The sequence below is a fragment of the Corallococcus sp. 4LFB genome (assembly GCF_046520365.1).
In the GTDB taxonomy this organism is placed as follows: domain Bacteria; phylum Myxococcota; class Myxococcia; order Myxococcales; family Myxococcaceae; genus Corallococcus; species Corallococcus caeni.
The window spans coordinates 1-6,118 of sequence record NZ_JBKGHJ010000487.1 but is presented as its reverse complement, the minus strand read 5'-3'; the positions used below and the strand labels follow the sequence as shown (position 1 = coordinate 6,118).

7 protein-coding genes and 1 pseudogene are annotated in these 6,118 nt (G+C 70.1%); 4 read left to right on the top strand and 4 right to left on the bottom strand.

What is annotated here, in order from left to right; all coding sequences use genetic code 11:
• Both ACLEQD_RS34815 and ACLEQD_RS34810 read right to left on the bottom strand, forming a co-directional pair.
• On the bottom strand, positions 1–1,039 hold a 1,039-nt coding region (locus ACLEQD_RS34815; protein ID WP_410390026.1), incomplete at its 3' end, for a serine/threonine-protein kinase.
• A 209-nt stretch (positions 1,040–1,248) separates the two neighbouring features.
• Positions 1,249–2,304, bottom strand: a complete 1,056-nt coding sequence (locus tag ACLEQD_RS34810; RefSeq protein ID WP_410390024.1) for a hypothetical protein — start codon at positions 2,302–2,304, stop codon at positions 1,249–1,251.
• 161 nt (positions 2,305–2,465) lie between these two features.
• Here ACLEQD_RS34810 and ACLEQD_RS34805 point away from each other — a divergent pair, with 161 nt between their 5' ends.
• The 3 genes from ACLEQD_RS34805 to ACLEQD_RS34795 are packed head-to-tail and all read left to right on the top strand — an operon-like array spanning position 2,466 to position 4,604.
• Complete coding sequence (locus ACLEQD_RS34805) at positions 2,466–3,284, top strand: glycerophosphodiester phosphodiesterase (RefSeq protein WP_410390022.1); 819 nt, start codon at positions 2,466–2,468, stop codon at positions 3,282–3,284.
• A 13-nt stretch (positions 3,285–3,297) separates the two neighbouring features.
• A complete protein-coding gene (locus ACLEQD_RS34800; RefSeq protein WP_171421501.1) occupies positions 3,298–4,050 on the top strand; it encodes a deoxynucleoside kinase in 753 nt (250 codons plus the stop codon).
• Between the two features lie 35 nt (positions 4,051–4,085).
• Entirely contained in the window at positions 4,086–4,604 is a 519-nt protein-coding gene (locus ACLEQD_RS34795; RefSeq protein WP_338261412.1) for an acyl-CoA thioesterase, read from the top strand.
• Between the two features lie 82 nt (positions 4,605–4,686).
• Here ACLEQD_RS34795 and ACLEQD_RS34790 read toward each other — a convergent pair whose 3' ends face one another.
• Positions 4,687–5,070, bottom strand: a complete 384-nt coding sequence (locus ACLEQD_RS34790) for a HesB/IscA family protein (protein ID WP_410390020.1) — start codon at positions 5,068–5,070, stop codon at positions 4,687–4,689.
• A gap of 101 nt (positions 5,071–5,171) precedes the next feature.
• On the opposite strand from ACLEQD_RS34790, the gene ACLEQD_RS34785 reads away from it, so the two are divergent.
• Entirely contained in the window at positions 5,172–5,504 is a 333-nt protein-coding gene (locus ACLEQD_RS34785; RefSeq protein ID WP_410390018.1) for a rhodanese-like domain-containing protein, read from the top strand.
• Here ACLEQD_RS34785 and ACLEQD_RS34780 read toward each other — a convergent pair.
• A pseudogene (locus ACLEQD_RS34780) lies at positions 5,501–6,118 on the bottom strand (serine/threonine protein kinase); the annotation flags it as partial. The gene ACLEQD_RS34785 and the pseudogene ACLEQD_RS34780 sit on opposite strands and share 4 nt — an antisense overlap.

The following is a 6,118-nucleotide window of genomic DNA, read 5'->3' as shown; positions in this document are numbered from 1 at the left end:
GTCCTCCGGCAGGTCGGGCACCGGCGCGGCAGCGGCGTGCGCAGGGACGGCAGCGGCAGGGTGGCCTCGTGCCGGCCCGCGCGCTTCGCCGGGGGGATGTGGAGCACGGTGCGCTCGTCCTTCTCCCCCAACAGCCGCGCGATGTACGACGCCACGTCCAGGCTCTGCTTGAGCACGCCGGACGCGAGGAACGCCTCCAGGTCGTTGCGCACGTCGAGGCCCGCTGGTAGCGCTGGGTGCGGTCCTTCACCAGGCACCGCATCACGATGCGCGACAGGGCCTCCGGGTAGTCCGGGCGCACCAGGTGCGGCGGCGCCGCCTCCTCGGAGCGGATGGCGTAGAGGATGCCTTCCGTGGTGGGGCGGTGGAAGGGCTGCTTGCCGGTGGTGATTTCATACAGCATCACCCCCAGCGCGTAGATGTCCGCCCGGTGGTCCAGCCGCTCCTGCATGATCTGCTCGGGCGACAGGTAGAGGAACTTCCCCTTGATGACGCCCGGCTTGCTGCGCTCCATGAACGCGCCGGCCTTGGCGATGCCGAAGTCGACGAGCTTCACGCGCCCGTCGTAGGAGATCATCACGTTCTGCGGGGAGACGTCCCGGTGGATCAGCTCCAGCGGGCGCCCATCCACGCCGCGGCTGAAGTGCGCATGGTCCAGGCCCGCCGCGATGGCCGCGCAGATCTTCGCCGCGACGCCGTACGGCATGGAGGCGCCGAACTTGTGCTCCTCCACGAGCACGCGGCGCAGGTCCACGCCCTCCACGTACTCCATGCAGATGAAGATGTTGTCCCCCTCCTTCCCCAGCTCGTGCACCTGCACGATGTTGGGGTGGTGGAGCTGGGCGGCGATGCGCGCCTCGTCCAGGAACATCTGGACGAACTCCGGCTCCTCGGAGAGGTACGGGAGGATCCGCTTGATGACCACCAGCGTGGGGTCCGGCGGCTTGTGCGCCAGGAACAGCTCCGCCATCCCGCCCAGCGCGAGGCGCTTGATGAGCAGGTACTTTCCGAACGGGGTGGCCGTCTGGGGCGAGCTCAAGGACGTGAAGGGTGGGCCGCGGGTGGAACTTTGAACCGTGTCCGGAGCCTACCTGCAATCCCGCCCCGGGGGGAGCCGTCCGACCCGCCCGGCGCGGACTCTAGGCAGGGCCGGCGGGCCACGCGAACTTTCGGGCCCCGGAAACACGACCGCCCCCCAGGGCACAAGGCCCTGGGAGGCGGACGGGAAAGCGTCAGGCGTCAGGCGGACTACGGGAAGGCCGCGCCGTCCACCTCTCCCGGCAGGTCGGTGCAGTCCTGCGGGATGATGGTGTAGGTGTAGCGCTGGTCGGTGCCCGGCACGCCGCTGTCCTTGTCGTTCTTGCCGCAGCCCGTGATGTCCGTGCCGCCGTCCTCGCAGCCCGCGAAGGTGTAGGTGTCCCAGACGCCGCTGATGCCGTTGGGGAACGTCACCGCGCCGCCATCCAGGGCCGCCATCTGGTAGTCGCAGCGGGTGCCGCCGTCGCCGGACCGGTCACGCGTCTTGTCGTGGAAGACGAGGATGCCGCCGGTCACCTCGAAGCCGTAGTAGATGGTGCCCGCGTCCGCGTCGTCCAGGCGCTGGAGCTGGCTCGGCTGCGGGTTGGTCAGCGTCAGCGGGCCCGCCAGGTGCACGCGCGTGCCCAGGTAGGGCGCGGAGCTCTGGGGCGCCGCGAGCGACGCCACCAGGTCCTCCGCCGTCACCTCGTTGGCCGGCGGCCGGGCGTCCACGCCCGCGTCGGACTTCACGGTGATGTTGAGCGTCTTCCCGTTCTTGAAGTCGTTCGCCAGGTGGTGGCGGCGGCCGCTGAACGGCTGGTAGTTCGGCTCCGTGCCGAAGTAGCCCTCGACGTCGATCGTGTTGCCCGGCTGGGGGTGATACGTGTCCGGCAGGTCCGTGTAGAACTTGGTGATGTAGAGGCCTTCCTTCGGCGCGGCCGGATCCGTCACCCAGAAGAACGAGCGCCACTGCACCCCGTCATTGCCCAGCTTCTCGTAGTCCACGTCGGTGATGACCACGTCGCGCAGCGTCACCTTCGTGTTGAACGGCGCCTTGCGCGCCGCGGCGATCTGGTTCTGCGTGCCCGCGTCGCCCGTGCCCGCGTCCATGCCCGCGTCAGTCGTGCCCGCGTCGTTGGTGCCCGCGTCGGTGCTGCACACGCCCGTACAGCCGGCGTCCGGCGTCGGGGTGGGGTTGTCGTCGTCACGTCCGCCACAGCCGGCCGCCGTGGCCATCGCCGCGGCAGCCAAGAGGGCCGCAGCGCCCAGCTTCTTGCGCAGTTCCATTCGTATCTCTCCGGGGGGGTGAGGGGCGCCGCGATTCTTGAAGTCCGACGCCGGTCGGGCTGAGGATTCGAACCCTTATACCGGCGGCCGAGCGGGGCCGGCAAGGAACGGACCGGGGCCCTGTCCGTGACATCGCAGTCAATTCAGGAATAGGTGGATCAATGCTAGCGCGCGACACGTTCTTCCAGGGGCTGAAGCCCACGCTGCACATCGCGCATCGCGGCGGCGCGGGGGTCGCGCCGGAGAACACGCTGGAGGCCTTCCAGCGCGCGGTCCACACGCACCGCACGGACATGCTGGAACTGGACGTGCACCTGTCGCGCGACGGAGAGGTCATCGTCGCGCACGACGACACGCTGGAGCGCTGCACCGACGGGACGGGTCCGCTCGCGGCGCTCACGCTCGCGCAGCTGCGGAAGCTGGACGCGGGCTACCGCTTCACGCCGGACGAGGGCCGCACGTTCCCCTTCCGCGGCCAGGGCGTGCGGCTGCCCACGCTGCGCGAGGTGCTGCGCGCCTTCCCTGCCCTGCGCCTCAACGTGGAGCTCAAGCCGGACGTGCCGGGCGCGGAGGAAGTGCTCGCCCGGCTGCTGAGCGAGGAAGGCGCCCTGGGCCGCGTGTGCCTGGGCAGCGAGCAGGACGTCATCGCGGAGCGGCTCTACGAGAAGCTGCCCGACGCGTGCCACTTCTACCCGCGCGACGCGCTGGCCGCGTTCGTCCTGGCGCTCAAGGCGGGCGAGGTGCCGCCGGAGGACGCGCGCTACAGCGTGCTCGACATGCCGCTGTACTTCGGCGAGGTGCGGCTGGTGGACGACGCGCTGCTCCGGGCCGCGGCCGAGCGCGGCAAGTGGATCAACGTGTGGACGGTGGATGATCCGGCGGAGATGGACCGGCTCCTCGCGGAAGGGGTCGGCGGCATCATGACCGACCGTCCGGATGTGCTCCGCCAGCGAATGGACGCCCCTGGAAAGCCGGGTTAAGCCTTCGGGCTCCATGCCCCGCTCCACCGCCCGCGCGCGTCCCGCGACGTCCCGCACCGAGCCGCCCCCGTCCAAGGCGCCGCCCACGGATGGCGCCGAACCGAAGCCCAAGGCCCGCAACACGCTCAAGGTGAAGGTGCCCCGCGCCAAGCGCTTCGTGGCGCTGGCGGGCAACATCGGCGCGGGCAAGACGACGGCCGCGAAGCTCATCAGCCAGGGCTTCGGCTTCGAGCTGTTCGACGAGCCGGTCATCGACAACCGCTTCCTGCGGGACTACTACGGCGACATGTCGCGGTGGTCGTTCACGCTGCAGCTGGAGTTCCTCATCCGGCGCGTGGAGCACCACGAGCTCATCCACTCCGTCAGGAAGAGCTGCGTGCAGGACCGCACGCTGTACGAGGACCCCGAAATCTTCGCCAAGTACCTGCACGGCCTGGGGCACATGACGAACGCGGAGCTGGACCTGTACTACGAGTACTTCCAGCGGCTGTCGCGCCACATCGTGCGGCCGGACAAGGTCATCTGCTTCGACGTGCCGTCGGAGGACGTGCTGCTCCAGCGCATCCGCACGCGCGGCCGCGCGGAGGAGAAGGGCATCGGGCGGCAGTTCCTCAAGGGCCTCAACGGCTACTACGCGGGCTTCCCCCAGGTGCTCCAGGAGAAGTACGGCGTGGACTGCCTGGTGGTGGACGTGTCCAAGCAGGACATCCGCCGGGGCCAGGGGCGCGAGGAGTTCATGGACCGCGTCTCCGCATTCCTCGCCTGACGCGGCGCACTTCTCGTGCGACGCTGCCCGGCGCCATGCACGACCTCAGCCCCAAGAGCCCGCGCGACTCCGAAGTGGTGATGACGCAGCTCATCCTCCCCCCGGACGCCAACAACCTGAACGCCGCGTTCGGCGGGAAGGTGATGCAGTGGATCGACATCTGCGGCGCCGTGGCCGCCCAGCGCCACTGCCGTCAGGTCGTGGTGACGGCGTCCATGGACGACCTGCACTTCCACGCCCCCATCCGCGTGGGCTGGATTGCCCTCCTGCACGCGCGCGTGCTCGCGTCGTTCCGCACGTCGCTGGAGGTGGGCGTCACCGTGCACGCGGAGAACCCGCTCACCGGTGAGCGGCACCTCACCACCAGCGCGCTGCTCACCTTCGTGGCGCAGGGGCAGGACGGCAAGGGCGTGCCGGTGCCGCCGCTGCTCCTGGAGTCGGACGCGGAGCGCCAGGCCTTCCAGGAGGCGGAGGCCCGCCGCGCCCTGCGCCGGGGCCGCGGCAAGGAGGAGCAGTCCTGGATGAAGGTGATGAAGCCCGTGGCCGGCGCCTGACCGCTGGACGCACGAAGGGCCGGGGGCACGCCTGGCTGGCGTCCCATCCCGGCCCTTTTCCCACCTCGAGCGCGAAGACGGCTCAGGTGGTGAACGACGTGCCGCAGCCGCAGGACGACTTGGCGTTGGGGTTCTCGAACTTGAAGCCCGCGCCGGTGATGCTGGTGACGTAGTCGATGTGCGTGCCCGACAGGTACTGGGCGCTCAGCGCGTCGGTGGCGATGGTCACGCCATCCTGCTCCCACGTCTGGTCGCCCGCCTTCGTCTCCTTGACGAGGTTCAGGTCGTAGCCCAGGCCGCTGCAGCCGGAGGGCACCACGCGGATGGAGAAGAAGTAGCCCTGGAAGCCCTGGGCCTCGATGACCGTCTTCACCTGGGTGATGGCGGCGGCCGTCAGGACGACGGGCGCGGAGGTGGCGGGCTGGGAGGCCGGCGTGGAGCCGGTGACGGCGGTAGACGTGTCCATGTGCTTCACTCTCCTCGTAGACGGCGCCTCATAACGCCCTGGCGCCCGAAAAGCCAAGGGACCTGACGGGCCCCGTTCCGGCTCAACAGAAGATAACCCCCATGCCCATCCCTGAAATCACCCCCGCCGAGCTGGCCCGGCGCCTGGCAGGCCCCCCCGAGTCACGCCCCGTGCTGGTGGACGTGCGCTTCCCACACGAGCACGAGTGGGTGGCCCTGCCCGGCTCGGTGCTGATGCCGCTGCCGGAGCTGGAGGACTTCCACGAAGAGCTGGACGCCCTGCGGGGGCGGCCCGTGGTCGTCTACTGCCACCACGGGGTGCGCAGCCTGGACGGCGCCGCGTACCTCATCAGCCGGGGACTCCAGGCCGCGTCGCTCCAGGGCGGCATCGACCTGTACTCGCGCACCGTGGACCCGTCCCTGCCGCGCTACTAGAGCGCGGAGGCCAGGTCCAGCGGGAGGTCCGTCGTCTCGTCGGGCTTGATGGTGGCCTCGAAGGCCACGGGCTCCTTGAGCTGCCTGCCGCGCAGCTCCAGGCGCTGCTTGCCCTCCATCAGCTTCAGCGTCGTGCCGGCGCTGCCCATCATCTGGTTGTTCCGGTACACCGTCAGGCCCGGCGTCATCCCCTTGGGGGTGATCTTCAGCTTGAGGGTGCCCTCCTTGAAGCTGCGCTCGAAGGTCTTCAGCTCGCCGGGCTGGCCGAACGCGAGCTCCTCCGAGTCCTCCAGGTAGATGCCCTGGGCGTCGTTCTCCAGGATGAGCGTGTCCTGCAGGTGGGCGCCCTGCACGCGCGTGAGCGGCGCGGTGCCCAGCAGCGTCACCGGCTCCGGGCTGCCGCAGCGCTCCGTGTGCCGCACGGACACCTTCACCGGCTGGTTGGTGTTCACCGTGAGCCACACGCCCTGCGCGTCCGCGGCCTTGGACGTGAGCGCCAGCATGATGGGTTCGCGGAAGAGCACGCCCACCGCGAGCAGGCCCACGACGAAGCCCACCGTGGCCAGCGCGCGCACGCTGCCGCCCTGCGGCCTCACCGGCTCCGGCAGCGCGGG

Coding starts and splice junctions, on each gene's coding strand:
- ACLEQD_RS34810 (WP_410390024.1), bottom strand. CDS start 2,304: ATGGAACTGCGCAAGAAGCTGGGCGCTGCGGCCCTCTTGGCTGCCGCG.
- ACLEQD_RS34805 (WP_410390022.1), top strand. CDS start 2,466: ATGCTAGCGCGCGACACGTTCTTCCAGGGGCTGAAGCCCACGCTGCAC.
- ACLEQD_RS34800 (WP_171421501.1), top strand. CDS start 3,298: ATGCCCCGCTCCACCGCCCGCGCGCGTCCCGCGACGTCCCGCACCGAG.
- ACLEQD_RS34795 (WP_338261412.1), top strand. CDS start 4,086: ATGCACGACCTCAGCCCCAAGAGCCCGCGCGACTCCGAAGTGGTGATG.
- ACLEQD_RS34790 (WP_410390020.1), bottom strand. CDS start 5,070: ATGGACACGTCTACCGCCGTCACCGGCTCCACGCCGGCCTCCCAGCCC.
- ACLEQD_RS34785 (WP_410390018.1), top strand. CDS start 5,172: ATGCCCATCCCTGAAATCACCCCCGCCGAGCTGGCCCGGCGCCTGGCA.